22 protein-coding genes are annotated in these 24,886 nt (G+C 68.9%); 18 read left to right on the top strand and 4 right to left on the bottom strand.

Annotated features, from left to right (window positions below; translation table 11 throughout):
- Window positions 1–17 precede the first annotated feature (17 nt).
- Window positions 18–1,736, bottom strand: coding sequence for a bifunctional 3'-5' exonuclease/DNA polymerase (locus tag E3O48_RS03175; protein ID WP_134537305.1), 1,719 nt, complete (start codon window positions 1,734–1,736; stop codon window positions 18–20).
- 66 nt (window positions 1,737–1,802) lie between these two features.
- Entirely contained in the window at window positions 1,803–2,339 is a 537-nt protein-coding gene (locus tag E3O48_RS03170; protein WP_134506352.1) for a phosphoribosyltransferase, read from the bottom strand.
- Window positions 2,340–2,524: 185 nt separating this feature from the next.
- Between E3O48_RS03170 and E3O48_RS17530 the strand changes: the two genes are divergently transcribed.
- From E3O48_RS17530 to E3O48_RS03140, 7 genes are read left to right on the top strand one after another with little or no spacing between them, the layout of a single operon-like run.
- Window positions 2,525–2,671 (top strand): hypothetical protein, encoded by a 147-nt coding sequence (locus E3O48_RS17530; protein WP_166788600.1) that lies wholly within the window; start codon window positions 2,525–2,527, stop codon window positions 2,669–2,671.
- On the top strand, window positions 2,668–2,757 hold the full coding sequence (gene kdpF / locus E3O48_RS03165; protein WP_134506350.1) for a K(+)-transporting ATPase subunit F: 90 nt from the start codon (window positions 2,668–2,670) through the stop codon (window positions 2,755–2,757). The genes E3O48_RS17530 and kdpF overlap by 4 nt, the downstream gene beginning before the upstream one ends.
- Window positions 2,757–4,430: a potassium-transporting ATPase subunit KdpA gene (kdpA, locus tag E3O48_RS03160; RefSeq protein WP_134537304.1), complete on the top strand. Its 1,674-nt coding sequence runs from the start codon at window positions 2,757–2,759 to the stop codon at window positions 4,428–4,430. The genes kdpF and kdpA overlap by 1 nt, the downstream gene beginning before the upstream one ends.
- A gap of 5 nt (window positions 4,431–4,435) precedes the next feature.
- A complete protein-coding gene (kdpB, locus tag E3O48_RS03155; protein WP_134506347.1) occupies window positions 4,436–6,598 on the top strand; it encodes a potassium-transporting ATPase subunit KdpB in 2,163 nt (720 codons plus the stop codon).
- A 43-nt stretch (window positions 6,599–6,641) separates the two neighbouring features.
- Window positions 6,642–7,250, top strand: a complete 609-nt coding sequence (kdpC, locus tag E3O48_RS03150; RefSeq protein ID WP_134537303.1) for a potassium-transporting ATPase subunit KdpC — start codon at window positions 6,642–6,644, stop codon at window positions 7,248–7,250.
- Window positions 7,251–7,252: 2 nt separating this feature from the next.
- A complete protein-coding gene (locus tag E3O48_RS03145) occupies window positions 7,253–9,754 on the top strand; it encodes an ATP-binding protein (RefSeq protein ID WP_134537302.1) in 2,502 nt (833 codons plus the stop codon).
- Complete coding sequence (locus E3O48_RS03140) at window positions 9,751–10,440, top strand: response regulator (protein WP_134537301.1); 690 nt, start codon at window positions 9,751–9,753, stop codon at window positions 10,438–10,440. Before E3O48_RS03145 ends, E3O48_RS03140 begins: the two co-directional genes overlap by 4 nt.
- A 21-nt stretch (window positions 10,441–10,461) precedes the next feature.
- On the opposite strand, the gene E3O48_RS03135 is transcribed toward E3O48_RS03140, so the two are convergent.
- Entirely contained in the window at window positions 10,462–11,256 is a 795-nt protein-coding gene (locus E3O48_RS03135; protein WP_134537300.1) for a ScyD/ScyE family protein, read from the bottom strand.
- Window positions 11,257–11,475: 219 nt separating this feature from the next.
- On the opposite strand from E3O48_RS03135, the gene E3O48_RS03130 reads away from it, so the two are divergent.
- The 11 genes from E3O48_RS03130 to E3O48_RS03080 all read left to right on the top strand — a co-directional run bounded on the left by E3O48_RS03130 (window position 11,476) and on the right by E3O48_RS03080 (window position 22,029).
- On the top strand, window positions 11,476–12,369 hold the full coding sequence (locus E3O48_RS03130; protein ID WP_134537299.1) for a xanthine dehydrogenase family protein subunit M: 894 nt from the start codon (window positions 11,476–11,478) through the stop codon (window positions 12,367–12,369).
- A gap of 5 nt (window positions 12,370–12,374) precedes the next feature.
- Window positions 12,375–12,869, top strand: coding sequence for a (2Fe-2S)-binding protein (locus tag E3O48_RS03125; protein WP_134506334.1), 495 nt, complete (start codon window positions 12,375–12,377; stop codon window positions 12,867–12,869).
- Entirely contained in the window at window positions 12,866–15,259 is a 2,394-nt protein-coding gene (locus tag E3O48_RS03120; RefSeq protein ID WP_134537298.1) for an aerobic carbon-monoxide dehydrogenase large subunit, read from the top strand. The genes E3O48_RS03125 and E3O48_RS03120 overlap by 4 nt, the downstream gene beginning before the upstream one ends.
- 1 nt (window position 15,260) lies before the next feature.
- The gene (locus E3O48_RS03115) at window positions 15,261–16,178 is read left to right on the top strand and encodes an XdhC family protein (RefSeq protein WP_134537297.1); all 918 of its coding nucleotides are present in this window, start codon (window positions 15,261–15,263) and stop codon (window positions 16,176–16,178) included.
- Window positions 16,179–16,211: 33 nt separating this feature from the next.
- Entirely contained in the window at window positions 16,212–17,135 is a 924-nt protein-coding gene (locus E3O48_RS03110) for a MoxR family ATPase (RefSeq protein ID WP_134537296.1), read from the top strand.
- Window positions 17,128–18,375 carry a VWA domain-containing protein gene (locus E3O48_RS03105; RefSeq protein ID WP_134537295.1) on the top strand — a complete coding sequence of 416 codons (1,248 nt, stop codon included), beginning with the start codon at window positions 17,128–17,130 and terminating at the stop codon, window positions 18,373–18,375. The genes E3O48_RS03110 and E3O48_RS03105 overlap by 8 nt, the downstream gene beginning before the upstream one ends.
- Window positions 18,375–19,085: an SRPBCC family protein gene (locus E3O48_RS03100; RefSeq protein WP_134537294.1), complete on the top strand. Its 711-nt coding sequence runs from the start codon at window positions 18,375–18,377 to the stop codon at window positions 19,083–19,085. The genes E3O48_RS03105 and E3O48_RS03100 overlap by 1 nt, the downstream gene beginning before the upstream one ends.
- 18 nt (window positions 19,086–19,103) lie before the next feature.
- The gene (locus tag E3O48_RS03095; protein ID WP_134537293.1) at window positions 19,104–20,255 is read left to right on the top strand and encodes an XdhC/CoxI family protein; all 1,152 of its coding nucleotides are present in this window, start codon (window positions 19,104–19,106) and stop codon (window positions 20,253–20,255) included.
- Window positions 20,256–20,373: 118 nt separating this feature from the next.
- Window positions 20,374–20,670 (top strand): putative quinol monooxygenase, encoded by a 297-nt coding sequence (locus E3O48_RS03090; RefSeq protein WP_134537292.1) that lies wholly within the window; start codon window positions 20,374–20,376, stop codon window positions 20,668–20,670.
- 75 nt (window positions 20,671–20,745) lie between these two features.
- Window positions 20,746–20,991, top strand: coding sequence for a hypothetical protein (locus E3O48_RS03085; RefSeq protein WP_134537291.1), 246 nt, complete (start codon window positions 20,746–20,748; stop codon window positions 20,989–20,991).
- 237 nt (window positions 20,992–21,228) lie between these two features.
- Entirely contained in the window at window positions 21,229–22,029 is an 801-nt protein-coding gene (locus E3O48_RS03080; RefSeq protein WP_198413020.1) for a hypothetical protein, read from the top strand.
- A gap of 90 nt (window positions 22,030–22,119) precedes the next feature.
- Here the strand turns inward: E3O48_RS03080 and E3O48_RS03075 are convergent, their stop codons facing one another.
- Window positions 22,120–24,402: a bifunctional diguanylate cyclase/phosphodiesterase gene (locus tag E3O48_RS03075; RefSeq protein ID WP_134537289.1), complete on the bottom strand. Its 2,283-nt coding sequence runs from the start codon at window positions 24,400–24,402 to the stop codon at window positions 22,120–22,122.
- Window positions 24,403–24,886 lie beyond the last annotated feature (484 nt).

The raw sequence follows: 24,886 nt of genomic DNA, 5'->3' as shown, positions 1-24,886 counted from the left end.
GGTTCAGGCGGACCGGCTCATTTCGCCTGGTCGTAGCTGTCGACGGTGGCGACGGTGAGCAGGAAATCGACCGGGAAATCGCCGAACAAGTGCCGGCCGGCCGTGGCCGCCGCCCGGGTCACGATCCGCTCGACCTCCTCCACCAGACCCGTGGGGGTGTGCACGATGACCTCGTCGTGCAGGAAGAAGACAAGGTGGGGGGCGTCGGAGAAGACCGGGGAGGCTCCCGGAACGGTTCCCTCCGGTGCCCGCAGCAGGCGGAGTTCCCGGCGGATCTCGGCCATCCAGCAGAGCGCCCACTCCGCGGCGCTGCCCTGCACGATGAAGTTGCGGGTGAATCGGCCCCAGTCCCTCGCCTGGCTGCGCGCCCGGCGCTCGTCGGCATCCGTCGCCCCGGGGTGGTAGGCCTGCGCCTGCGTTGCCAGCCAGCTCTCGCCCGGACGGGGTGAGGAACGGCCCAGCCTGGTCGTCACCGTCTCACCGCGTTCGCCGGCCCGGGCGGCCGTCTCGGTCAGGGCGAGAGCGCGAGGGTAGGCCCTGGCCAGGCGGGGCAGCAGGCGCCCGCTCTCCCCCGTGGTCGCGCCGTACATCGCGCCGAGCATGGCCACCTTGGCGTGGTCGCGGGTTTCGACGACGCCGCTGGCGACGATCCCGGCATAGAGGTCGGTGCCCCGGCCCGCCGTTGCCATGGCGGTGTCGGCCGACAGCGCGGCCAGGATGCGCGGTTCCAGTTGCGCGGCATCCGCCACGACGAGTTTCCAGCCGTCGTCGGCGATGACGGCTCCGCGCACCTGTTTGGGCAACTGCAACGCTCCGCCACCGCGGGTGGCCCAGCGGCCCGTCACCACCCCGCCGGGAAGGTACTCCGGGTGGAACCGGCCGTTGACGATCCAGGTGTCCATCCAAAACCAGCCGTTGGCGCTGAGAAGCCGGGCGAGCTTCTTGTACTCGAGCAGCGGCGCGATGACCGGGTGCTCGAGCTTCTGCAGCTCCCAGGCGCGGGTGGAACTCATCGACAGGCCGACCCGCTGGAGGGCGCGCAGCAGGTCCTGCTGGGAATCCGGGTTCACCTGGGGGTCGCCGAGTTCGGTTCGGATGCGGCGGGCCAGGCTCTCGAGCTTTTCCGGCCGCAGGCCGGGAGCCACGCGCGGGCCGAGCTCGCGGGTGAGGAGCCGGTCGTGCACCTCGGTGCGCCAGGGCAGCCCGGCGAACTGCATCTCGGCCGCAATCAGGGCACCGGCCGATTCGGCGGCCAGGAGGAGGCGGAGCCGACCGGGCTCCGCGCAGGCGGCCACTGCGGCGAGCTGCAGCCGGAACTCTGCCTGCGCGTCGGAGTCCGATGAGGCCTCAGCGGTCCCATCCTCGGCGAAGCCGAGGTCGAACAGGGTCGAGCCGGGTGATGGTTCCTCCGGCAGAACGACGAGCCCGTTGTCCCAGCGGCTCGGGGCCGCCGTGGCAAGGTCGCTCGTCGCCGTCAGGGACGATTGGCGGAGGATGGCGTGGCAGAGGCGCAGGTCGTGGCCGCGTTGCACCCGCACCCCCGCGGCGAGGAGCAACGGGTAGAGCCGCGACGTGTCTTCCCAGACCCAGCGAGGCGACCCCTCTTCGGCCGCGATGACCTCGCCCAGGAACTCGGCGAACGAGAGCCGGCGCGCGGGCGCGATCTCGAGCCCCGTGGAGTCGAGGGGAACGACGAGGAACTCCCCGTTGCCGGTACGTCCGGCCAATAGGTACACGTTCCATTCTGCCCGGTGCCGCCGACGGCGGTGCGCGCGCGTGCGCCGGCGTTTTCGCCGGCGGTGTCACGCACCGGCCCAGAACTCGCGCAGAAGATCGACGGTCTCGTCATCGGAGAGCTGGTGGAAATCCTGGTAGAACGGGCCGATCGCCCAGAAGTCCTCGGGTGACTCCAGGACGACGACCCGGTCCGCGACCTCCCCGAGCTCGGCGATGACCCGGGCCGGTGCGACAGGGACCGCGACCACTGCCAGGGCGGCCCCCTGGCTCCGAAGCTCCGCCAGCGCCTTCCTGATCGTGGCCCCGGTCGCGATGCCGTCGTCGACGACCAGCGCGACCCGGCCCGTCGCGGGCACCGGCGGTCGGGCGCCGCGGTAGCGGATGCGGCGGCGCTCCAGTTCGGTCGATTCGCGGCGTGCTGACCGGCCGGCTCCGGAACCGCCGACGAAGAGAAGGTCGAGGGGGGCGTGCAGCCGTTCGGCGATCCTGACGGCGACCGGAACACCTCCCCTGGGCAGCGCGTAGACCACCGGGTCGTGAAGGTCCAGCACCGCCAGCCGATCGGCCAGTCTCCGGCCGGCATCGCTCCTGTCCTCGAACATGGCTCTCCCGCTCGGTTTCCCCCTCGCAACGGGGTTGCAGCCCTGCGCCGTCGATCCTGCCGTGTGCGGAGCCGTTTGTCGATGCCGGCGGGGTTCGTCCCTGAGCGGGAACCGTTAGGTTCACGGCCCGCGGCGCATGGGAATCGTAAGGACTCGGACTCGTGGGTCAGTGCCGGTGTCTACTCGTGCTGTACCACTCGTATCCGGCCCCGACCAGGGGCACGGTTCGCTCCGGATGGAGATTTCTTGTGTTGGACCTCGTCTACCTGCTCGGCGTGATCGCCGTGTTCGCCCTGCTCTGGGTCGTCGCCCGGGGGGTGGAGCGGCTGTGATCGTCTTTGACGTCATCGCGGCGGTTCTTGCCGTCGCCGCCGTCGGCTACCTTGTCTTCGCCCTCGTGAAGCCGGAGCGGTTCTGATGGTCGTGTGGCTGGCCGTGCTCCAGGCGCTGACCCTGGCCCTCCTCCTCGCGGTGGTGCACCGGCCCCTCGGCGACTACCTGGCGAGGCTCTACCTGTCGCAGAAAGACCTCCGCGTCGAGCGTGGCTTCTACCGGCTGATCGGGGTGGATCCTCGATCCTCTCAAACCTGGCAGTCCTACCTGCGCAGCGTCCTCGCGTTCTCCCTCGTCGGGGTGCTGTCGCTCTACGCGCTGCAGCGCGCCCAGGCGATCCTGCCCTACTCGCTCGGCCTGCCTGCCGTCCCGGCGGGACTGTCCTTCAACACCGCAGCGTCGTTCGTGACCAACACGAACTGGCAGTCCTACTCGCCTGAGGTCACCCTCGGCTACAGCATCCAGATCCTGGGACTCGCCGTGCAGAACTTCGTCTCCGCCGCGGTGGGCATCGCGGTCGCGATCGCCCTGGTCCGCGGCTTCGCGGCGCACCGGACCGGAACGATCGGCAACTTCTGGGTCGACCTGACCCGCGGCATCCTGCGGCTGCTGTTGCCGCTGTCGATCGTGGCGGCCATCGTGCTCATGGTCGGCGGGGTCATCCAGAACTTCAACGGCTTCACGGACCTGACCACGCTCAGCGGAGGGACCCAGACGATTCCGGGCGGGCCGGTCGCGTCGCAGGAGGCGATCAAGGAACTCGGCACGAACGGGGGCGGCTTCTTCAATGCGAATTCGTCCCACCCGTTCGAGAACCCGTCGGCCTGGACGAGCCTGTTCCAGGTGTTCCTGATGCTGGTCATCCCGTTCAGCCTGCCGCGCACCTTCGGCGCCATCGTCGGCGACAGGCGGCAGGGATACGCGATCCTGGGCGCCATGGCCGCGATCTTCGCCGTCTCGCTCACCCTGCTGACGGTGTTCGAGTCGTCCGGATCCGGCACGGCCCCGCAAGCGGCCGGCGGCGCGATGGAGGGCAAGGAGACCCGTTTCGGGATCGCCGGCTCCGCGCTCTACGCCACCGCGAGCACGCTCAGCTCAACCGGGGCAGTGAACTCGATGCACGACTCATTCACCGCCCTGGGCGGGATGATGCCGATGCTGAACATGATGCTGGGCGAGGTTGCCCCTGGCGGCGTGGGAAGCGGACTCTACGGCATGCTCATCCTCGCGGTGATCACCGTGTTCATCGCCGGCCTCCTCGTCGGCCGCACGCCGGAGTACCTCGGCAAGAAGATCGGACCGCGCGAGATCAAACTCGCCAGCCTCTACATCCTGGTCACGCCGAGCCTGGTGCTGGCCGGGACGGCGCTGAGCTTCGCCATCCCCGCGGTGAGAACGGATGTCGAGGCAACCTCGATCGCGAATCCGGGCCTCCACGGCCTGTCCGAGGTTCTCTATGCTTTCACGTCCGCGTCGAACAACAACGGCTCCGCGTTCGCGGGCCTCACCGCAGACACCCCGTGGTTCAACGCCGCGCTCGGCGTGGCGATGCTGCTCGGCCGTTTCCTCCCGATCGTCTTCGTCCTCGCCCTGGCCGGCGCGCTGGCCGGCCAGGTACCGGTCCCGGAGACCAGCGGCACCCTGCCCACCAACAGGCCCCAGTTCGTCGGTCTGCTGATCGGAGTCACGATCATCATCACCGCCCTGACCTATTTCCCCGTACTCGCGCTGGGTCCCCTGGCGGAAGGGCTGCAGTAAACACCATGACGACACTCACGGATTCCACCGACGTGAACGGGAGGTCAGGCCCGGAGCGGAAGCGAACCGCCAAGCCGGGCGCCATCGGCTCCCGGCAGCTGGTCGCGGCCCTCCCCGGCGCCCTCAGCAAGCTCGATCCGCGCCGGATGTGGCGCAATCCCGTCATGTTCATCGTCGAGGTCGGCGCCGCACTGACGACGGTGCTCGCCGTCGCCGAACCGTTCCTCGGCGGCCCCGCCCGATCCGGGGGCGCGGCCGTGCCGCCGAGCTTCACCGCGGGCATCGCGGCCTGGCTCTGGCTCACCGTCGTTTTCGCCAACCTGGCCGAATCCGTGGCGGAGGGCCGAGGCAAGGCCCAGGCCGACAGCCTCCGCCAGACCCGGACCAGCACGAGCGCCCACCGGGTGACCGGCTACGACCCCGCCGTTCACGGCGGCGCGGAGGGACAGGACCTCGTGACACTGTCCTCCGCCGACCTCAGGGTCGGCGACACCGTGGTCGTCGTAGCCGGCGAACTCATCCCCGGCGACGGCGACATCGTCTGGGGAATCGCCACCATCGACGAGTCGGCCATCACGGGCGAGTCCGCCCCGGTGGTGCGGGAGTCCGGCGGCGACCGCAGTGCGGTCACCGGTGGCACCCGGGTGCTCTCCGACCGGATCGTGGTGCGGATCACCAGCAACCCCGGCGAGACGTTCGTCGACCGGATGATCGCGCTCGTCGAGGGGGCGTCTCGTCAGAAGACTCCCAACGAGACGGCCCTCGGCATCCTCCTGGCAGGCCTGTCCATCGTCTTCCTCGTCGTCACGCTCACCCTCAATCCGATCGCCGGGTACTCGGCCGCGGCCGTCAGCGTGCCTGTGCTGGTCGCCCTGCTCGTCTGCCTCATCCCCACCACCATCGGCGCGCTTCTGTCGGCTATCGGAATCGCGGGAATGGACCGGCTTGTGCAGCGCAACGTGCTCGCCATGTCAGGGCGGGCGGTGGAGGCCGCCGGCGACGTGACCATCCTGTTGCTCGACAAGACCGGCACCATCACCTACGGCAACCGGCAGGCGCGCGAGTTCTCGCCGCTGGCCGGGGTGGTCGAGTCGGAGCTGGTGCGGGCCGGAGCCCTGTCCTCGCTCAGCGACCCGACCCCGGAGGGGAAGTCGATCGTGGATCTCGCGGCCACGACCGGGTTCCGGCACCAGGGCAGCCTGGAGGGTGAGATCGTGCCCTTCACCGCGCAGACCCGGATGAGCGGAATCGACCTGGCCGACGGATCGTCGATCAGGAAGGGCGCCGGTTCGGCGGTGCTCGCGTGGGTGCAGGAGACCTCCGAGCTCGACCCGGCCGTGTCCCGTGAGCTGGATGATGCCGTGGCCCGGATCTCCCGGGTCGGCGGAACACCGCTGGTCGTGGCGGCGGCCGACGGCCACGGAGCCCGGCGCATCCTCGGCGTGGTCTACCTCAAGGACATCGTCAAGGAAGGCATCGCCGAGCGTTTCGCAGAGCTTCGGGCCATGGGCATCCGGACCATCATGGTGACCGGGGACAACCCACTCACCGCGAAGACCATCGCCGCCGAGGCCGGGGTCGACGATTTCCTGGCGGAGGCGACGCCGGAGCAGAAGCTCGCCCTGATCCGCCGGGAACAGGAGGGCGGCAATCTCGTCGCCATGACCGGTGACGGCACCAATGACGCACCCGCTCTGGCCCAGGCCGACGTCGGCGTGGCCATGAACACCGGGACCAGCGCCGCAAAAGAGGCAGGCAACATGGTCGACCTCGACTCGGATCCGACCAAACTGATCGATATCGTGCGAATCGGCAAACAACTCCTGATCACCCGCGGCGCCCTGACCACGTTCTCCATCGCCAACGACCTCGCGAAGTACTTCGCAATCATCCCCGCCATGTTCGCGGGGGTTTTCCCCGGCCTCGCGGTGCTCAATGTGATGCAACTTCACTCGCCGGCGTCGGCGATCATGTCCGCGATCATCTTCAACGCGGTCATCATCATCGTGTTGATCCCGCTCGCACTCCGCGGCGTCGCCTACCGGCCCCTGGCCGCGTCCCAGATCCTCAGCCGGAACCTGCTGGTCTACGGCCTCGGCGGAGTGATCGCCCCCTTCATCGGCATCAAACTCGTCGACCTCGTCGTGGCCCTGGCTCCCGGGTTCTGAAGCCCGACGAGTTCTGAGCCCCAAAGAAACGGATAGCAGCACCATGGCCTCACCTCGCACGAACACCCGCCACTTCGGAGTCGCCCTCCGCGCCATGCTCGTTCTGACCGTCGCGCTCGGCCTGGCCTACCCCCTGGTCGTGACCGCGATCGGCCAGACCGCCATTCCTGGCCAGGCGAACGGATCTCTGCTCCGGCAGGGAGGGCACGTCGTCGGTTCCGCGCTGATCGGGCAATCCTTTACCGATTCAACCGGCGCGCCACACCCCGGATGGTTCCAGCCACGACCCTCCGCGGCCGGCACCGGCTATGACGCCGCGGCGTCGGGCGGCAGCAACCAGGGTCCGGAAAATCCCGCCCTGGTGTCCGAGATCGTCCGCCAGAAACGTGCGATCGCCGACTTCAACGCGGTGGCGCCCGATCGGATCCCGGCCGATGCCCTGACCCGGTCGGCCTCCGGCCTAGACCCCGACATCAGCCCGGCCTATGCGCGGCTGCAGGTGACCCGGGTCGCCGCTGCCCGCCACGTGGCCGTGGCGGAGGTTCGGCGGCTGGTCGAGTCTAGGATTGCGGCACGGGAACTCGGTTATCTGGGCGAACCGACGGTGAACGTTCTCGAACTGAATCTCGCCCTGGCGGGGCTGAAAGGCTGACGATGAAACGCGGTCGGCTTCGTGTGCTGCTGGGCGCGGCCCCCGGGGTCGGCAAGACCTACGCCATGCTCGAGGAGGGGCGCCGGCTGCAGGGCGAAGGCAAAGACGTGGTGGTCGCGGTCGTGGAGACCCACGACCGCGCGGCCACCGCCGGGATGCTCGAGGGGCTCGGGATCGTGCCCCGGGTCACGGTACGGCACCGGGACGTCGAGTTGACCGACCTGGACCTGGATGCGGTCATCCGCCGCAACCCCCAGATCGCACTGGTGGACGAACTTGCCCACACCAACGCGCCCGGCCTGGCCCACGACAAACGCTGGCAGGACGTTCAGGCCCTGCTCGAGGCCGGAATCGATGTGATCTCCACGGTGAACATCCAGCACATCGAGTCCCTCAACGACGTCGTGCACCAGATCACCGGCGTGCCCCAACGAGAGACCCTGCCCGACGCCGTGCTGCGTGCCGCGGACCAGGTCGAGGTGATCGACCTGGCGCCCCAGGCGCTCCGCGACAGGTTGGCCGAGGGCAACGTCTACCCGGCGGCGCGGATCGACGCGGCCCTGTCCAACTACTTCCGGCTCGGCAACCTGACGGCACTGCGCGAGCTCGCCCTGCTCTGGCTCGCCGATGAGGTCGACACCGCGCTCCAGGCGTATCGCGCCGAACACGGGATCGACAGCAAGTGGGAAGCCAGGGAACGAGTCGTCGTGGCGCTCACCGGCGGCCCGGAGGGTGAGACCCTCCTTCGGCGTGGGGCCAGGATCGCGGGTCGCGCCGCGGGCGGCGAACTGATCGCGGTGCACGTGATCAGCCAGGACGGGCTCCGGTCGCCGCACCCGGGCGCCCTCGCCGCCCAGCGCGCACTGGTAGAGAAGCTCGGTGGAACCTATCACCAGCTCGTCGGCGATGACATCCCGACCGCGCTCGTCGCCTTCGCGCGCGCGGCGAACGCCACCCAGCTCGTGGTCGGGGCCAGTCGCCGCAGCCGCCTGCGTGCAGCGTTCAGCGGCCCAGGCATCGGGGCGACCGTGGTGCGCGAATCCGGGGACATCGACGTTCACGTCGTCACCCACTCGGCCGCCGGCGGCACGATCACCCTGCCCCGGCTGGGCGGGGCCCTCACGCCGAAGCGTCGCCTGGCCGGGCTCTCCCTGGCGCTTGTCGGCGGCCCGCTGATCACCTGGATGCTCGTGGCGCTGCGCACGGAGGAATCCATCACGAGCGAGGTGCTGAGCTACCAGCTCCTGGTCGTCCTGGTCGCGCTGGTCGGCGGTCTCTGGCCGGCGCTTTTCGCGGCCCTCCTGTCAGGGTTCACGCTTGACTTCTTCTTCGTCGCGCCGCTCTACACGATCACGATCGCCGAGCCACTGCACGCGGTCGCCCTCGTGCTCTATCTCGTCAATGCGGGCCTGGTCAGCTACGTCGTCGACCAGGCGGCCAGGCGCAACCGCAGCGCTCTGCGCGCCGCCGCCGAATCGGAGCTCCTGGCGACCGTCGCCGGGAGTGTCCTCCGTGGCGAAGACGCGCTCAAGGCGTTGCTCACGCGCACCAGGGAGGCGTTCCACCTCACCGGGGTGAGGCTCCTCGACGGCCCCGAGGTGCTCGCCGCAGCGGGTACTGCCGGGGACGAGGATCAGGTCTCGACTGTTCCGGTGGGCAGCCGGGCGGTGCTCGAGCTGCGCGGCGCCGAACTCGATGCCTCCGAGCGGCGGCTGCTGGCGGTGATCGTCAGCCAGCTCGACGCCGCGCTGGAGCATCGCGACCTGGCCCGCACGGCCAGCGCGATCGGCCCCCTGGCCGAAGCGGACCGGATGCGCAGCGCCCTGCTGGCTGCCGTCGGCCACGACCTCCGTCGGCCGTTGGCCGCGGCAACCGCTGCGGTGAGCGGGCTCCGCTCCACCGACGTCACCCTGTCTCCCTCCGACCGGGACGAGCTCTTCGAGACCGCCGAGGAGAGCCTCGCCGCGCTGTCCGCCCTCGTCACGAACCTGCTCGATGTGAGCCGGCTCCAGGCCGGGGTTCTCGCCGTCTCCCTCGGCCCGGTGGACGCCCCCGAGGTCATCCTGCCGGCCCTCGACGAACTCGGCCTGGGTCCGGCCGGCGTCGAACTTGACCTTCCCGCCGACCTCCCGCCGGTGTTGGCGGATGCCGGCCTGCTCCAGCGGGTGATCGTCAACCTCCTGGCCAACGCCATCCGGTTCTCCCCGCCCGGTACCCGGGTGCTGGTCTCCGCCAGCCAGTTCGCGGGCAGCGTCGAACTCCGAGTCGTGGATCGGGGCCCCGGCATCCCCGTCGACCGGCGCGACGAGGTCTTCGTGCCGTTCCAACGGCTCGGCGACACCGACAACCTCACCGGGCTGGGCCTCGGACTGGCCCTGGCCAAGGGGTTCACCGAGGGGATGGGCGGCAGGCTCTACGCCGAGGACACTCCCGGCGGAGGCCTCACCATGGTGCTGTCCCTCCCCGCGTTCGACCGCGCGCCGACCCCGAAGGGAACCGAATGAGAATCCTGATCGCGGACGACGACCCGCAGATCCTCCGCGCCCTCCGGATCACCCTGACGGCCCGCGGCTACGACATCGTCACCGCCCAGGACGGCACTGCGGCACTCAACGCAGCCATTGAGCACCACCCCGACCTGGTGATGCTCGACCTCGGGATGCCCCACCTCGACGGGCTGGGGGTAATCGCGGGGCTCCGCGGCTGGACGCAGGTGCCGATCCTCGTCGTTTCCGGCCGCAGCGGCGCGGCCGACAAGGTCGACGCCCTGGACGCCGGGGCCGACGACTACGTCACCAAGCCCTTCTCGATCGACGAGCTGCTCGCCCGGATCCGTGCGCTCACCCGGCGCGTGTCCTCGGCCGACGATGAACCCGTCATCGTCTTCGGCGACGTCACCGTCGACCTGTCGGCCAGGAGCGTCAGCCGTCAGAGGCTCGGGCGGCCGGAGCCCGTTCGTCTGACTCCCACGGAGTGGCGCATCCTCGAGTTCCTGCTGCGGAACCCTGGAAAGCTGGTGCCTCGGCAGTCCCTGCTCACCGACATCTGGGGTCCGCACCACAGCACCGATTCCGGCTACCTGCGGCTGTACCTCGCCCAACTGCGCAAGAAGCTCGAGCCGGACCCTTCCCGGCCCCGGTACCTGTTGACCGAGGCCGGAATGGGCTATCGGTTCAGCCCCGACGCCTGAGATGTGACGTGAACCCGGCGTTCACTCCTCGTCGGAGGAATCGGTCGAGTGGTGGCGCGAGTCCCGGTTCCAGTCCTGGCTCGAATCGTCGCTGTGGCGGTCGCCGGCCAGCGCGATCCGGGTCACCTTGCCGATCGGCTGCGGCGCCCCGGTCGCATCCGGCACCACCGAATCGGTGGTCAGGTACAGGTCACCCTTCCGCAGTTCGATCGCGGCCGGCGACGAGATCGCGGTCAGCACTCTCGGCGTGTCCGATCCGCTCTCCAACACGGACACCTGCCCCGTGCCATCCGACCCGCCGAAGTGCTCGGCGACGTAGATCCTGCCGGACCCGCGGGACACCGCCAGCCCGGTCGCACCGACGAACCCGGTCGCGACCAGTTCGACGTCTCCGGAGTCCGGGTCGACCCGGTGCACGGATCCGCGCGCGCCCAGGCTCGCGTCCTCAGGCCCGCCCGGCAACGTCGTGACGTAGAGCCAGCCGTCGGGGCCGAGTTCGACGTCCGTCGGCACCGGCTCGAACCGGTAGTCGTGGTCCGCAGCGCAGGCGGGCAAGCCGGCGGCGGCGGCGATCTCAGCGGTGATCAGGATCGGGTCTCCGGTCGGCAGCACTGCCACGGCGGACACGGTTCCGTCGTAGTCGACGCGCAGGATGGCGTTGCCGCCCGCATCGGCCACGTACACGGCATCAGACAGCGCCAGGCTGGCGTAGGGGTGGGTGTCGACCACGCCGGAGTATTCGGCGGGCGGTCCTGCCGGGTCGAACTGGGCAGCACAGGTCGAGTCGAGCCCGTCGGATGCCGGTGTCCAGAGGATTGCGGAGAATCATCACGGCGCAGAACCCGATGACCCGTCCTGTGGGTTCGACAGTCTGCGCACGGCGAAGTTAAAACCCCGGCAGAAGTGCGAATTCCTGGCGGTGATCCTGACCTGTGAACCGCTGCCACCTTATTGACATCCCGTGGTCCCGGGAGCACTATGAGTCTCAAATCCGCCCCATCGATCAGACCGGGCGCGCCGCGATCGGGAGGCATTGTGCAAATTCCGGCTCAATTCGACTATGTACGGGCGAGCACGATCGAAGACGCCCTCGCCCTGCTCGACCGCCACGGCCCGGAATCCCGCGTGGTCGCCGGGGGGCACAGCCTCCTGCCGATGATGAAACTGCGGCTTGCCAGGCCGGAGTGGCTGATCGATATCAACGACCTGTACGAACTCGATTTCATCCTCCCCGAGGCAACCCAACTACGAATCGGCGCCCTAACCCGTCACTCGACGCTCCTGGAATCAGCCGACGTGGCCAGGCTCTTTCCGATCGTGATCGACGCCGAGCGGGTGATCGCAGATCCCATCGTGCGCAACCGCGGCACCGTCGGCGGGTCGCTCTGCCAGGCCGACCCGGCCGAGGACCTGGCCACGGTGTGCGACGTTCTGCGCGCCCAGGCCGTCGTGCGCGGCCCCGGGGGCGAGCGCATCCTCACGATGGACGAATTCCACAAAGGACCCTACGAGACGGCAGTCGCGCAGAACGAGTTGCTGGTCGAGATCCGGTTCCCGATCCGTCCGCGTGCGGGGAGCGCGTACGAGAAGGTCGAACGCCGGGTCGGCGACTGGGCCGTCGTGGCGGCCGGCGCAGCCGTCAACCTCGCCGAGGACGGGTCCGTGGACGATGTGGCCATCGGCCTCACCGCGGTGGGCCTCGACGGCACCATCGCGGAGGCGGAGGCAGTGCTCCGCGGCCGGCGGCCCTCTGAGGAGCTGTTCGAGGAGGCCGGGAGGCTCGCCGCACTGGCCTCGATGCCCGTCGCCGACCAGCGCGGACCGGTCGACTACAAACGGCACCTTGCCGATGAACTCACCCGCAGGGTCCTGCGTCGTGCGTGTGCGCGAGCTCTCGAAACCCAGACCACGACAACGCAGGAAGGCTGAAGTCGATGCAGATCAGCATGACCATGAACGGCGATGAGATCACCCGTGAGATTGAGCCTCGAGTGCTCCTCGTCCACTTCATCCGCGATGAGCTGAGACTCACCGGCACCCATTGGGGTTGCGACACGTCGAACTGCGGCACCTGCGTGGTCCTGATGGACGGCGTCCCGGTGAAATCCTGCACCGTGCTCGCGGCGATGGCGGACGGCCATGCCATCACCACGGTGGAGGGTCTGGCGACGGGGGCGACCCTCGACCCGGTGCAGCAGGGCTTCATGGAGGAACACGGGCTGCAGTGCGGCTTTTGCACGCCGGGAATGATGCTCACGGCGCGGGCGCTGCTCGACCGGAATCCGCACCCGGATGACACCGAGATCCGCGAGGCCATCTCCGGGCAGATCTGCCGCTGTACCGGGTACGCCACGATCGTGCGGTCGGTGAAATGGGCCGCCGAACACCCCGTAGTCACAGAGAACGCTGGAGAAGAGGTCCCGGCATGACCATCACAGAGGCCCACGCCCCGAACCCTGCAGCCGGCGACGCGGATCGCCCGATCGGCTACGGCCGCATCCAGCGCAAGGAAGACCCCCGTTTCGTGCGCGGCAAGGGACACTACGTCGACGACATCGTGCTTCCCGGGATGCTGCACGGCGCCATCCTCAGGTCGCCGGTGGCGCACGCCCGGCTCGTCTCCATCGACACCACCCGGGCCCTCGCCCACCCCGGTGTCGTGGCGGTGATCACGGGCCAGGACCTGCTCGGGCTCAAGCTGGCCTGGGCGCCGACCCTGTCGGCCGACGTGCAGGCTGTGCTCGTCACCGACAAGGTGCGCTTCCAGGGTCAGGAGGTCGCGTTCGTGATCGCCGAGGATCGGTATGCCGCGCGGGACGCCCTCGAACTCATCGACGTCGACTACGACGTTCTCCCGCCTGTGATCGACGCCCGCCACGCCCTCGACCCAGGGGCCCCGGTCATCCGGGACGACATCGAGGGGCGCACCGACAACCACATCTTCGACTGGGAGGCCGGCAACGCCGCCGAGACCGACGCGGTCTTCGCGTCCGCCGAGGTCATCGTCAAACAGGAGATCGTCTATCCGCGGTCGCACCCGGCCCCGATGGAAACCTGCGGGGCGGTCGCCGACTTCGAACCGATCGAAGGCGCCCTCACCCTGTACGAGACCAGCCAGGCCCCGCACGCGCACCGCACCCTGTTCGCGATCGTGTCCGGCATTCCCGAGCACAAGATCCGGATCGTGTCCCCCGACATCGGCGGCGGTTTCGGAAACAAGGTCGGCATCTACCCCGGCTACATCCTGGCCGTCGTCGGGTCGATCGTCACCGGCCGCCCGGTCAAATGGGTCGAGGACCGCTCGGAGAACCTCATGTCGACGTCGTTCGCTCGCGACTACATCATGCAGGGAGAGATCGCGGCCACGAAGGACGGCAAGATCCTCGCCCTCCGCACGAACGTGCTTGCCGACCACGGGGCGTTCAACGCGACGGCGCAGCCCTCGAAGTACCCGGCCGGCTTCTTCCACATCTTCACCGGCAGCTACGACCTCCAGGCCGCGCACTGCAAGGTCACCGGCGTGTACACGAACAAGGCGCCGGGCGGGGTCGCCTACGCCTGCTCGTTCCGGGTCACCGAAGCCGTTCTCCTTGTGGAGCGGATGGTCGACATGCTCGCCCGGAAACTGGAGATGGACCCGGCGGAGCTCCGCCTGAAGAACCTGATCAAACCCGAGCAGTTCCCGTACAAGAACAAGACGGGCTGGGAGTACGACTCCGGCAACTACGAGCGGGCGCTGCGACTGTCGATGGAGATCGCCGGCTACGACGACCTGCGACGGGAGCAGAAGGAGAAACGTGCCCGCGGCGAGCTGATGGGGATCGGCGTCTCGTTCTTCACCGAGACCGTCGGAGCCGGCCCGCGCAAGCACATGGACATCGTCGGCCTCGGCATGGCGGACGGCGCCGAGTTGCGCATCCACCCGACCGGGAAGGCCGTCGTGCGGATCTCCGTGCAGAGCCAGGGCCAGGGCCACGAGACCACATTCGCGCAGATCGTGGCCGAGGAGATCGGTATCCCCCCGGAGGACATCGACGTGGTGCACGGCGACACCGACCAGACCCCCTTCGGTCTGGGCACCTACGGGAGCCGGTCGACCCCGGTCAGCGGCGCTGCGGTCGCCCTCGTCGCCCGGAAGGTGCGGGAGAAGGCGAAGTTCATCGCCGCCGCGATGCTCGAAACCCGGCCGGAAGACCTCGAATGGGAGAAGGGACGCTGGTTCGTCAAGGGTGACCCGAGCGTCGGCAAGACCATGGCCGAGATAGCCATGGGCGCGCACGGCACCGTGGCCCTGCCGGAAGGCATCGACGGCAACCTGGACGCCGAGGTGACCTACGACCCGCCCAACCTCACCTTCCCGTTCGGCGCCTACATCTGCGTCGTCGACGTCGACCCGGGAACCGGCCACGTCAAGGTGCGCCGGTTCATCGCCGTCGACGACTGCGGCACCCGGATCAACCCGATGATCATCGAAGGCCAGGTGCACGGCGGCCTGACCGACGGCGTCGGGATGGCGCTGATGCAGTTCATCGGCTTCGACGAGGCCGGAAACAACCTCGGCGGGTCGTTCATGGACTACCTCATCCCCACATCGATGGAGGTTCCGAACTGGGAGACCGGGTTCACCGTGACTCCGTCGCCGCACCACCCCATCGGGGCGAAAGGAGTGGGCGAGTCGGCAACGGTCGGCTCACCGCCCGCCATCCTCAATGCCGTGGTGGACGCCATCTCGCCACTCGGCGTCACGCACATGGACATGCCGTGCACCCCGGCCAGGGTCTGGGCCGCCATGCAGGGCCGCGCGACGCCGCCGATCTAGGATGCCGGTCGTGGGCGGGGCACTGGAACAGCGTGCCCAGGAACTCGCCGGTCGGCGCGAAGCGTTCGTGCGCGCCACGGTGGTGCGCGCCCAGCGGCCCACGAGCGCCCACGCGGGTGACACGGCGCTCCTTCACGCCGACGGGCACCTGGACGGATTCGTCGGCGGCGCCTGCGTGGAGGCCTCCGTCCGGGAATACGGCTTGCAGGCGCTGTCCGCCCGCGAACCGCTCCTGCTCCGGGTCGTCGCCGGGGAACCGTCGCACAGCAGGGAGGACGGCGCCGTCGAGGTGTCGAACCCCTGCCTGAGCGGAGGCGCCGTCGAGATCTTCCTCGAACCGTCCGTGCCGGCGCCCCGCGTCGTCGTGGTCGGGGCGACCCCCGTCGCGCGGGCCCTGGCGGTGCTGGGCGCCGGGCTCGGGTTCGAGATGGAGCTGGCGGACGGCGCGGCGACGGAACCCCACCCCGACGACGCTGCCCTGATCGTGGCATCGCACGGCCACGACGAGGAAGCCTCCCTCGAGGCCGCGCTCCGTGCGGGTGTCCCCTACGTGGCCCTCGTCGCCAGCGCGAAGCGGGGTTCCGCCGTGGTTGCCTCCCTCACTGTCGAGGATGGGCTGCGCTCCCGCGTGTTCAGCCCGGCCGGGCTGGACCTCGGCGCCAGGACCCCGGCCGAGGTCGCGCTGTCGATCCTGGCCCAGCTGGTCGCCGAGCGTGCCGGGCAGCGATCGCCCGGAACCGCGGCAGCCGTGGCCGTGGCCGTGGCGGCGACCGCGATCGACCCGGTCTGCGGCATGAGCGTCGCCGCCGTCGATACCACCCCCCACGCGGAACTCGACGGGCTCACGACCTACTTCTGTTCAACGGGCTGCCGCGCTGCCTTCCTCGCCGATCCGGAGCGGTATGCCAGCCCAGCCTGAGGCGAGGGTCGCCGGCGCACTCGGGCGGACACGATGACCCCGTCGGCCCGCGCAGGCGCCGAAGACGAGGTGAAGGCGCTCATTCCCGACGTGGATTCCCTGCTGGCGAGGCTCGACGAGATCGACTATCTGGCGGACTCCGGACTGGCCACCGCGCTGTTCCTGGCCGTGCGGATGCCGCAGCCGATCCTGCTCGAGGGTGAGCCGGGCGTCGGCAAGACCGAGGCCGCGAAGGCGCTCGCCCGCGTGCTCGACACGCCGCTGTTCCGTCTGCAGTGCTACGAGGGAATCGACGCCGGCGAGGCCCTCTACGAGTGGAACTATCCTCGCCAGTTGCTCGGGATCAGGCTGGCCGAGGCGCGCAACGTGACCCTGGCCGAGACGGAGCTGTTCGGTCCGGAGTACCTGCTGCGACGCCCGCTGCTGGCGGCCATCGAGCATCCGGGGCCGCGCCCGGCCGTGCTGCTGCTCGACGAGATCGACCGTGCCGATGCCGAGTTCGAGGCGTTCACGTTCCAGCTGCTCGCCGAGGCCGCCGTGACCATCCCGGAACTCGGCACCGTGCGGGCCAGCCACCCGCCGATCGTCATCCTCACCTCGAATCGCACCCGCGACCTGCACGACGCGCTCACCCGGCGCTGCCTGTACCACTGGATCGACTACCCGGCACCCGAACGCATCGCGGAGATCGTGCGGCGACGCGTGCCGTCCAGCGCGGAACCGCTCGCCCTGCAGGCTGCGACCGCCATCACGGCGCTCCGCTCGCTCGACCTGGCGAAACCGCCCGGCATCGCGGAGGCGATCGACTGGGTGTCGGCGCTGGCCGTGCTGGGCGTCGACCGGCTCGGCCCGGCGAGCATCGACCACACCTGGGGATCGATTCTCAAGAATCGCGACGACCTCGACCTGGCCCGCTCGCGCGGGACCGCGTGGCTGATCGGTGCGGACCATGGCTGAGACCCAGGCAGTCCGGGGTGAACCCCGGGTGGAGGCCGCCGCCCTTGCGGCCGGGTTCAGCACCGCTCTGCGCCGGGCAGGGCTCCCGGTGTCCCTGGACCGAGCCGCCCGGCTGGCGGAGGCGCTCCGGCTCGTCCCGCCGTATGCCCTCGGTCCGCTGTACTGGACGAGCCGGGTGGTCCTGGTCACCTCCCAGGACCAGCTGCCCGTCTTCGACGGAGTGTTCACGGCGGTCTTCGGCGGGCTTCTCGACCCCGCCGACAGCCGGGGCGACACCACGGCCCCGCCGTCGATCGGCGCCGAACCCCGCTCCCGGCCGGCCCCGCCGGATGACCGCCCGCTCGGAGCCGACAGCGCCGAACGCGCATCGCAGCCGCCCGCCCTCGTGCCGGGCGGCGACTCCTCCGGCGTGGACGGCCCGGAGCGGGAGACGGTTCTGATGATGGCCTCGGCCGAGGAACGGCTGCACGACATGTCTTTCGCCGAGTTGACCATCAACGAGATCACCCGGATGCGCCACCTCGTGCAGCGGATCTCCCTGTCAACGCCGACGCGCCTGAGTCGCCGCACCCGGGCCTCCGCGACGAGCACCGCCCGGCTGGACCTCCGGCGCACCGTGCGGGCCGCAGGCCGCACGGGCGGGGACCCGGCCCGTCTCGTCTACGCCCGGCGCCGCCCCCGGCTCCGCCGCCTCGTGTTCCTCTGCGACGTCTCCGGCTCGATGGAGCCCTACACCAGGGTCTTCCTGTCCCTGCTCCAGGGCGCAGTGTCCGGCGCGCAGGCCGAGGCGTTCGTGTTCTCAACCAGGCTGACCCGGCTCACCAGGCAGCTGGCACTGCGGGATCCGGACCAGGCTCTCGCGCAGGCCGCTGCGGGCACAGAGGACTGGGCCGGAGGCACCCGCCTGGCCGAAAGCATCCGACGGTTCATCGACGACCACGGCCGACGCGGACTCGCCCGCGGAGCGGTGATCGTGCTGATCTCGGACGGCTGGGCTCAGGACGACCCGGCAGAGGTCGACGCCCAGATGGCGAGGCTCAGGCGGCTGGCCTTCCGGATCGTCTGGGTCAACCCTCGGAAAGTGGCGCCGGATTATCAGCCACTCGCGGGCGGCATGGCCGCTGCCCTGCCCTACATCGACGCCTTCGTCAGCGGTCACAGCTACACGGCCCTGGCGGAAGTGGCGGCGGCGATCCGCGCCGACCGCATTCCACAATCCGCGAACAGAGGGACGAAATAATGCAACTCGACAGCACATTCACCGTTGTGGCCCCGATCGACACGGTGTGGGAGACCCTGATGGACTTCGAGCGCGTCGCCGGCTGTGTTCCCGGCGCCGAGGTGCTCAACAAACTCTCCGACGACGCCTACCAGGTGGGAATGAAGGTGAAACTCGGCCCCGTGTCCATGCAGTACAAGGGTTTGATGAACGTGATCGAGCGCGATGCGACCGCGCACCGTGCCGTATTCCAGGGCCGCGCCCAGGAGGCCCACGGGCAGGGCACAGCCCAGGGCACCGCCACCCTGTCCCTCGTCGAGACGGACGGCACGACCACCGGCACGGTCAGCGCAGAGGTGGACCTCTCCGGTAAGGTCGCTGCCATGGGGAAGAGCATCATCGGCAGCGTGACCGACCAGATGATGGCGCTCTTCGCAGACAACCTGCAGGCCATGGTCACCGGTTCCGGAACGGAACCCACCGCGCCTCCGGCCGCCGGCGAACCGGCCGCGGCGCCGGCCGGGTCGCAGACGTCGCCGCCTCCCGTGTCCCGTCCGCTGCAACACCAGGCCCCGCGCACGGCCGCCACGAGCCTGAACGCCCTGGACCTCGCCAAGGGGATGCTGGCCGACCAGCTCAGCAACCCGGGGAAACTGATCGGCCTCCTCACCGGGGTGGCCTTCCTCGCCTACCGGATCGGCCGCGCGGTCGGCCGCAGGAGCTCCCGATGATGCGTTCCCCCGTCGACCATGCGTGACATCATCGACGCCCTGATGCCCGGCTGGCGGAGCGGAGGCACCGCCGGCCTCGCGACAGTGGTGCGCACCTTTGAGTCCGCCCCGCGCCCGGCAGGTGCTTCGATGCTGGTCACCCCCGACGGAGCGGTCACCGGCTCGGTCTCGGGCGGGTGTGTGGAGGGTGCGGTGTACGACGTCGCGACCCAGGTCGCGGCGGACGGCCGGCCTGTCCTCGTCCGGTACGGGATCAGCGACGATGACGCGTTCTCGGTCGGGCTGACCTGTGGCGGAATCCTCGACGTGTTCGTCGAGCCTGTCTCGCAGCACACATTCGCCCAGCTGGACCACGTCTGCGCCGACATCGCTGCCTCCCGTCCGGTGGCGGTGGCGACGGTGATCGAGCATCCGGATGTCGACCTGATCGGCCGGCACCTCGTGGTCAGGCCGAACGGGTTCGAGGGTGATCTTGGGTCTGACCGGGCGAACCGAGCCGTGAGCGACGACACCCAGGGTCTGCTGGCCGCCGGCCGCAACACGACTCTGACCTACGGCCCCGACGGTGAACGGCAGGGTGAGGGGATGCGGGTGTTCGTCAACAGTCAGGCGCCCCGGCCACGGATGTTCGTGTTCGGCGCCATCGACTTCGCCGCCGCACTGACCCGCCTGGCCGCGTTCCTCGGCTACCGCGTCACCGTCTGCGACGCGCGGGAGGTGTTCGCGACGCCCGCCCGTTTCCCGGACGCCGACGAGGTGATCGTCGCGTGGCCGCACCGCTACCTGGCCGAGCAGTTCGCGGCCGGCCTCGTGGACTCACGCTCGGTCATCTGCGTGCTCACCCATGACCCCAAGTTCGACGTTCCCCTGCTCGAGCTGGCCCTCCGCGCGCCTCGGGTGGCCTACATCGGGGCGATGGGCTCGCGCCGCACGCACCTGGACCGTCTGGCCCGGCTCCGGGAGGCCGGACTCGACGACGGCGACCTGGTCCGGTTGCACAGCCCGATCGGCCTCGACCTCGGCTCGCGGACCCCCGAGGAGACGGCCGTGTCGATCGCCGCCGAGATCATCGCCGGGCAGTGGGGCGGCACCGGGCAGCCGCTCGGCACCCTCGACGAGCGCATCCACCACGACGACCTCGACGAGTCGGCCGAGCACGCGACATTGTGACCCCTTGCCGCGGCAGGGACAACTTCCTAGACTCGGGGCAGAACCGACACTGGCCGGAACCGAATCTGGGCATGACCGGCGGCCGGCCCATTCGAAAGCGAAAAGCGAGGAGACCGCGATGGCACTTGAATTCGGAGTTTTGGCTCTCGTCGAAGCGAAGCCCGGCAAGGAACAGGACGTGTGGGACTTCCTCAGCGGAGGCCGGGACATCGTGCTCGGCGAGCCGGAGACCCGCACCTGGTACGCGTTCCGGGTGGACAACGCCACCTTCGGGATCTTCGACACGTTCGAGACCGAAGAGGGTCGGCAGGCGCACCTCGCCGGCGCGATTCCCAAGGCCCTGGCCGAGCACGGTCCGACCCTCCTCGCCAAGGACCCGGACATCCGGTTGATTGAGATCGTTGCCGTGAAATGACATTGCCGGGAGCTCTGACCTGAGGACCGGGGCCGGCGCCTATCCGTGCAGTGGGAGCGGCGTTACGCTCGCGGCATGAATGACACCGGTACTCACGGGCAGGGCCTGGGCGAACGATACGTGCACTTCATCGACTGGTTGGATCAAAAACTCGTGCGGGCGATGGGTCCGGCTCCCCTGGGCCCCTACGACGCGGTTGTGAAACGTGTCGGTGAGGCGGTGTGTCCGGTCTGCGGCCGTCCGATGGCCGAGCACACCATTGACCATTCCACCCAGAACGCGGTCCTCAACTGCCCGGCGGAGCACAAACCGCAGCCATGAGACGGGCCGGTCAACGAGTTCGGCATGCCCAAGCCGCGTGACTGAAGCCCGCCGGCGGAGCCGGACAGAGCCTCACAGGTGCCAGTACAGCGCCCGGCCCATCAAGCCGGTGCCCGACTCTGTGAATGCTCTCGTCTTCAACGGCACTTGCCGGGGCTGCTGCCAGCTTCGCCCCCATACGGTTGTTCTCCGCGCCCTGTTCCGGTGGCGCTTTCGCGAAACGACCTGAGGATGTCCATGACAACCAGCACGGCCGAAACCGTCGCCACACGCGGCCCATCGAGCATGAGCAAGGTTCCCGAACCGACCCTCGTCTTCTGGATCATCAAGATCCTGGCGACCACGGTCGGTGAGACCTTCGCCGATTTCCTCGCCACCAACCTGAACCTGGGCCTGACCAACACGACCTATGTGATGGGCGCCCTCCTCGCCATCGCCCTGGTCGTACAGTTCCGTTCCGTCCGGCACGCGCCGAGCATCTACTGGCTCGCCGTGGTGCTGATCAGCGTCGTCGGCACCCTGATCACCGACAACCTGACCGACAACTTCGGTGTCAGCCTCGAAACCACCACCATCGTCTTCGCCGCCGCCCTCCTGGCAACCCTCATCGCCTGGTATGCCAGCGAGAAGACCCTCTCCATCCACACCATCACCTCCACGAGGCGGGAAGCCTTCTACTGGCTGACGATCCTGTTCACCTTCGCCCTGGGCACCGCTGCCGGTGACCTCATCGCGGAAGGCCTGAACCTGGGCTACTGGGTGTCGGCACTCATCTTCGCCGGAGCCATCGCGCTCGTGGCCAGCTCCCACTTCATCGCCCGGCGCGGCGCCGTGGTCGCGTTCTGGGTCGCCTACATCCTGACCCGCCCGCTTGGCGCGTCCCTGGGCGATTACCTCTCCCAGCCTCGTCACGATGGCGGCCTCGGGATCGGAACCGTCGGAACGAGCGCCGTCTTCCTCACCGCGATCCTCGCGCTCGTCGTCTACTTGACAGTCCAGAAGCGCACGGCGTCCGCCGAGGCAGCACGCGGCGAGTAGCCGGACACGGGAAATCGGCGTGGGACTTCAACTGTTCAGCGTGCGAAGCGTGCAACGCGTTCGCCGGCTTCACCCTCGCGACCGTGATCCTCAGAAGCGGGCGGGGGCGGTGAGTTCGCCGATGGCGCCCCGGGCGTTGAGCCAGACGCTCAATTCGTCGGCGGGCACTGGCCTGGACATGTGATAGCCCTGGGCTTGGTCGCAGCCGAGGGCGACGAGCTCGTCGTACGCGCCAGCGCTCTCGACGCCTTCGGCAACCATGCGCATGCCCAGACTGTGGGCCAGCCCGATGGTCGAGGCGACCAGGGCTGCGGCGCGGGCATCATCGACCATGGGGGTCACGAAAGAACGGTCCAGCTTGAGTTCGTCAATGGGCAGGTCCCGCAAGTAAGACAACGAACTGTACCCGGTGCCGAAGTCATCAATGGAGATCTGAACACCGTGCAGGCGGAGCCGCGTCAGGATGTCCCGGGCCCGGTCACGGTCGGCCATGAGGAACTCCTCAGTGATCTCGAACTTCAGGACGCCCGGTGGGAGATGCCGGGCGATGAGCATGGCGGCCACCTCATCGGGCAGGTCAGTGTCGATCATGGAACTGGCCGAGAGATTCACAGCAACCGTAAGGTTTCGGCCTTCCGCGAGCCAGACGGCGGCCTGGTCCAGGGCGATGTGGAGCACTACTCGGGTCAGGGCTCGCATGAGTCCGGCTTCTTCGACCAGAGTCAGGAAGGCGTCCGAGTAGAGCAGGCCACGTGTGGGGTGGTTCCAGCGCACCAGGGCTTCCACATCGTGGACGTCGCCGGCGGGCAGGTTGATCTTGGGCTGGTAGTGCAAGACGAACTGGCCAGTCGTCAGGGCGGCTCGCAGCTCATCGACCGTGCGCAGCTGCGTGGTGAAGTCGGTGTCGTCGCCACCGCCGTAGGCGTGAAAGCCGTCGCCAGAGGCTTTGGCCTTGTACATGGCCACGTCGGCTTTGCGCAGCAGGGTGTCAAGGTCATGGCCGTCGCCGGGGAACAGGGCGAAGCCGATGCTCACCGCGCTGTGGACTGCGACGTCATCCAGGGCGAACGGCTCGGCCAGGGCCGCGCAGAGCTTGGCTGCCACCGCGGTGGCCTGCTCGGCGCCCGCGCCGTCGAGCAGGAGCGCGAACTCATCACCGCCCAGACGCACCAGGAGGTCTCCCGAACGCAACTGCTCGCTCAGGCGGCCACCCACCTGGATCAGCAGCCTGTCTCCGGCCTGGTGGCCCAGGCTGTCGTTGACCTCCTTGAACCTGTCCAGGTCCATCAACAGCAAAGCGTGGCGCTCACTAACCGGATCCCCCATCCGAGCGCCCGCTTGTGCATACAGCGCCCGCCGGTTCGGCAGGCCGGTCAGATGGTCGCTCGTCGCCTGACGGCGCAAGTCCGCCATCCGCAGAATCTGACGAAAGGCCACCGGAGTGCGAGCTGCCGCCGCGAAAACCGTGGCCCCGGCCAACACAACGGCCAGAGAAGACATATAAGTGCGAGTGCCCATCACCAGTACCCCGAGCCCAGCGAGGGTGGCGAGCCCCGACATGATCAGGGCCGCCGCACGGGTCGGGGCAGGCAGATCTGAAACTTTCGACACGGTTCGGTGCTCCGAACCGTGCACATACAGCGCGATCAGGGCGATCCCGATCGCCCAGAGGGCGTCGAGTGGAGTTCCGAGCATGTAGGCATCCGTGGTCACCTGCAACGCGTAGACAATGTCCGCCAGTGTGTAAAGCATCAGCCCCAGGACCAGCACCACCAGCCGATCGCCCCCACGGAAACCACGCACGACCACTATCCCCGTGACGGCTGCCATCAGAAACATGTCCATCAGCGGGTAGGCGACCGCCACGGCCGTGGCCAACGACCAGGAACCCGCCAAGGCTGAGGCCATCACGGGGTTGAGCACAACTGCCAACACTGCGGCCGCCCCGAGCGAGCCCACGGCACAATCCAGCCACACCGACCGCGACTGCCCGCGAACGTCGCGGCGCACCAGCAGGACCAGCATGACCAACATCAGCAGATAGAAAAGCATGTAGCCGAGGTCACCCGGGTTGGGGAACGAGGGTGACCAGTCGCTGGTCAACGGGACGTAATAGGTGTCCCCGACAGCCAGGAAGGTCATCGCCAGAGCAGCGAGCAGGACTTCCCTGCGACGAGACACGGCCCGGGCGACCGCCAGCCAACACACCACCGCGGGAGACCAGGACGTCGACAACGACAACCAGAGATCCACCGCCGGATGAGATTCTCCGCCCTGCCAGACCACTCCGCCCAGGTAGGCCGCCGCACACAGGCCCATCGTCCAGACCAGGACGGCATCAACCCGCGCACGCATCATGGCCTCATCACCCACAACCCCAGGGTGACACTGACGGGCCGGGCGAGAGTCGCGTCACCGCTAACGCACGCACACTGCGTCGTGAACATAGCCCTCTCCCCCCAGATCTGCCCATAATCTACCCGCCCGTTGAGGCAGATTGCTAAGAGGAATGGTCTATCGGAGGCGATCGCCCCTAAGTGCAATACCGTTCAGTTAAGCGTGTGAAGGGTGATTTCTGGCTCGTGGCGGGGTTGTGGCCAGTCGGCGTGATGGAAGCGTTTGGCGGGCCATTTCGAGACCTTGCGCTTGATGACACGAGGGTTTGAACGCCGTCGTCGTGCGGGGTTCAGCCGTCGGATCAGGGCTAGTACCGCATGGCGCCAGACCGCTTTGGCGTGGTCAAAGTGGGGAGGGGGAAAAAACGCCCTGAGCCACGGAGCGGCGGGCGATGCGGAGTGCGGCGATGAAGGAGACCCTGTCAGGATCACGGTGAGCGTGCTGGGCGGCCTCGACCATG

The organism is Cryobacterium sp. HLT2-28 (genome assembly GCF_004402495.1).
GTDB lineage: Bacteria > Actinomycetota > Actinomycetes > Actinomycetales > Microbacteriaceae > Cryobacterium > Cryobacterium mannosilyticum.
This window is presented reverse-complemented; position numbering and strand designations above follow the sequence as displayed.